General features: G+C 44.3%; 1 protein-coding gene and 1 pseudogene. One reads left to right on the top strand and one right to left on the bottom strand.

The window, feature by feature from the left end; all coding sequences use genetic code 11:
- Window positions 1–132: 132 nt before the first annotated feature.
- Window positions 133–1,950, bottom strand: a pseudogene (locus H8S65_RS20670) (ATP-binding response regulator); the annotation flags it as partial.
- A 1,007-nt stretch (window positions 1,951–2,957) separates the two neighbouring features.
- Here H8S65_RS20670 and H8S65_RS20665 point away from each other — a divergent pair.
- On the top strand, window positions 2,958–3,430 hold a 473-nt coding region (locus tag H8S65_RS20665; protein ID WP_186931694.1), incomplete at its 3' end, for a FimB/Mfa2 family fimbrial subunit.

The raw sequence follows: 3,430 nt of genomic DNA, 5'->3' as shown, positions 1-3,430 counted from the left end.
CAGTTCTCTTTTATTTTTTACTTATTTCTGTAGGATTACTTCCCGAAGAGAGACAATTGAGAAGACCAAAGATGTTTTAAAAATAAAAATGGATAATAAACGGGCGGCATAACAAAAAAAGAAGGCATCCTTTTCAGACACCTTCTTTGCTTCAAAAGTAGAGTCGTCGAGGTGTTTCTCTATGTTTTTGACGACAGCGTCCATGAACGGGTTGGTCGGCAGCGTGTTTTCTTCTTCATTCGAGGCGGCTGAAGAATTAGAGAAGTAGCGTTTCATATCGTCGCGCTTCTTCATCAGGCTGTTGATCTTGCTTCGCAGGATTTCGACGTCGAAAGGTTTCGTGATGTAATCGTCCGCCCCGGCTTCGATACCGGTAATCACATCTTCGCTCTCGACTTTGGCGGTCAGCATCACGACAGGCGTCTGCGCCATCTTGGGGTCGCTCTTGATTTCGCGGCAGGTCTCGTAGCCGTCTTTCACCGGCATCATGACGTCGCAAAGGATCAGGTCCGGCTCCTCTTTCAAAGCGACGTCGACCCCATCCTGCCCGTTGCGGGCTTCCAATATCTGGTATTCCTTATTAAAGACGTGCTTCAGGAACCAGCGGATCTGGTCGCTGTCGTCGATCACCAGGAGTTTCTTTCCGGTTTCCTTCTTTTGCGGGATCACCTGGATCAGTTCGGCAATCTCTTCTTTCTGGCGGGCGTTGAGCTTGACCAGGTCTGATTCGGGTTCTACGAATTCGACACGGCGGTCCAACAGGTGTTGTTTGCCGAGCGGGATCATGATCGTGTAGGAAGTGCCGTTCTTATCCGACTCGCTCCGGTATATGCCGCCTATCGCGTCGGCCATGTCTACGATCTGCTTCAGGCCGCGGCGTGCGCTTTCGTCTTCGTCCAGGCCCTCGTCTGTCACGACCAGCGCACTGTAGGCTTTCCCGTTTTCATTCACGACGGATATATCGAGCGTCACTTTCCCATAAGCAAACGTATTTTTGAAGGCATTCGACAGCAGCATACGCAAAGCGAACTCCATCTTGCGGCGGTCCATCCAGACCCAAAGGGCGGGCGTCTGCGTGTTGATGCGGAAATCGACGTTGTTCATGGCCACCCAATCGACAAAGATATCGCAAATCTGGCGAGCGATCTCGACCATGTCGTAGCGGGCTATGCGCAGATAGTTGGCGACATCGTTCGAACGGCGCGTACCGATCAACTGGTCCGCCAAGTCCTGCATGGCAAGCGTATTACGGTAGGCGGAAAGCAACTGGGTAGACATGTCTTTCCCCGGATCGTCGTTCTGCACCACCAGGGCAAGAGAGCCCAAGACCAAGGAAAGCGGGGTGCGCATTTCGTGGATCGTCTCGATAAAGAAGTTGTCGTGGATGCTCTCGGCGTCTTTCAGGCGGTTTTCCGCTTCGGCAAGTTTGTCGGCGGCTTCGCGCTGGATCGTATCGTTTTCCTTAATCTTGGTGACGATGAGCTGTTCCAGTTCTTTCTTATTATTATTTAATGTGGAGATCGTCAACTCCTGCTCGTTATGCTTCCGGAGCAATTCACCGTTGGCGTGCGCCAGATCGTCATTCTGCTTCCGTAAAGCCCGGCACTTTTCATCTTGTTGCTCGATTTGCCCTTCCAACGACTTATTCCGGGAATCGAGTTCTGCATTCCGGGCTTTCAGTTCTTCGTTTCGGGCATTAATTTCCTTATTCAGACTTTCAAGTGCGACGTTTTCCTTTATGATCCGGTCCGAGCGGTCGTTCATACCGGAATGCAGTTTCCTCACGTAAAAGAACAGGGGGACAAAGAAAAGCAGCAGAGCAGCCACTACAACCAAAGTCTCACTTCCGAATAGTTTTCCATTTTCATTGGCAGCTAAGATTAATGAAGTACTGAAAAAAATACCAGTCAATACTCCACTCACCCTCCTGAACAGAGATTTTTTCTTCATATTTATATGCATTTATTAGATATCCTTCTATATTATTATCAGCTTCGCACCACAAAGATGGCAAAAATATTTTTCTTACGATACATTTAACACTAATTATTTTTCAAAAATATCACGACAATCATTGGACTTTGCATCGGCAAGGCATCATAAAAGCATAACATCGTCTATATTTCATACGATAGATGCAATTGGAAATTAAATATCAAAAGACTCCGCCCCCATCCAAGAATGACACGAATACCCATATATTGACACGTTTAACATCTTTTACGCGCGTATTATTGTAGAACAGAAAAACTCATTTTACTTTTGTACAAGAATAATGGACAGAGATTCGAACGAATGCTTATCGATTTCAAAGAAGTATGACAGTATCGGTACTTTTCAAACTAAGTTTCTCTCAAAGAGTTGTCCATAAAGAAAAATATTTCATTTGATTCATTTTGATTCATTTTACCCTCAATTTTTTATATGCATAGGCGTACATCCGGATTGTTCCTCGTGTGCGCCACTTTTTTTTTCTTTCCAGTTTATAACGCGTACATATATATAATGTAAAGAAGTAATCAGATTATACGGATTCAGGAAATCGGCCGGCTTAGAGCAATCGGCAACCATAATGAAAGAAATGATAGTTTTACCCATCCCGATTGAAACTTTTACCTACCAAGCAACAAATACAGAAACCGGATTTGAGCCATGAAAGGATTAGCTATGCTCATGACACTTTTACCAACCACATAAAGAGAGGCGATTCTCTCAAAAACGAATGAGATTTAATAGTTTTACGGCGCAAAATGAGACTAATAACCCTCTTGATGATATATTCTCCAACTATTTTGATCTGTTTAACATATTTTACACGTAAAACTATTGCAGCATCCAAAAAGCCGTGATATATTTGCAGTATCAAAAAGGAACAAAGGTTTCGATGAGGGTCTTAACCTGAAGAAGTTCCTTCGAGAGTATAGGGTAGTAATTAGCATATAAAAAAAATTAGGGTCATGAAAAAGGGTAGAATTTTCACAAATTGTTTGTTTTCTTTCTGGACATTGTCCGTTGTTTTGTCTTTCGCAAGCTGTTCAGCCGATAGCGATTCCACTTCAATCATAGATGAAAAAATTCCTCTGGAAACAGAAGTTCCTTTTTCCGTAATCCTGAAAGCATATTCTGAAAACTCGGATATCACAGCTAAAGGAGACGTAAAAAGCACTACGCTCTATGTTTTCGACGAGAATAATGATTTCTACAAACAAATCACGGTAGACAGAGACTATCTTTTGCAGGTCAAACCGATCGAAATAAGCTGTCCGGGGTCCGACAAGATCACTGTTGTCGCTTGGGCAGGTCTTTCAAGTGAAAACGAAGAAATCAGCAATATGAACCGGGCGAACATCATCTCAGACCTGCAGGTCAGCCTGAAACAAAACAATGGCGTTGCAAACAATCTGCCGGGAGACCTGTTCTATGGACAAAT

Source organism: Parabacteroides hominis (genome assembly GCF_014287585.1).
GTDB lineage: Bacteria > Bacteroidota > Bacteroidia > Bacteroidales > Tannerellaceae > Parabacteroides > Parabacteroides hominis.
The sequence above is the reverse complement of the archived record's forward strand: the minus strand, read 5'-3'. Positions and strand labels throughout refer to the sequence as shown.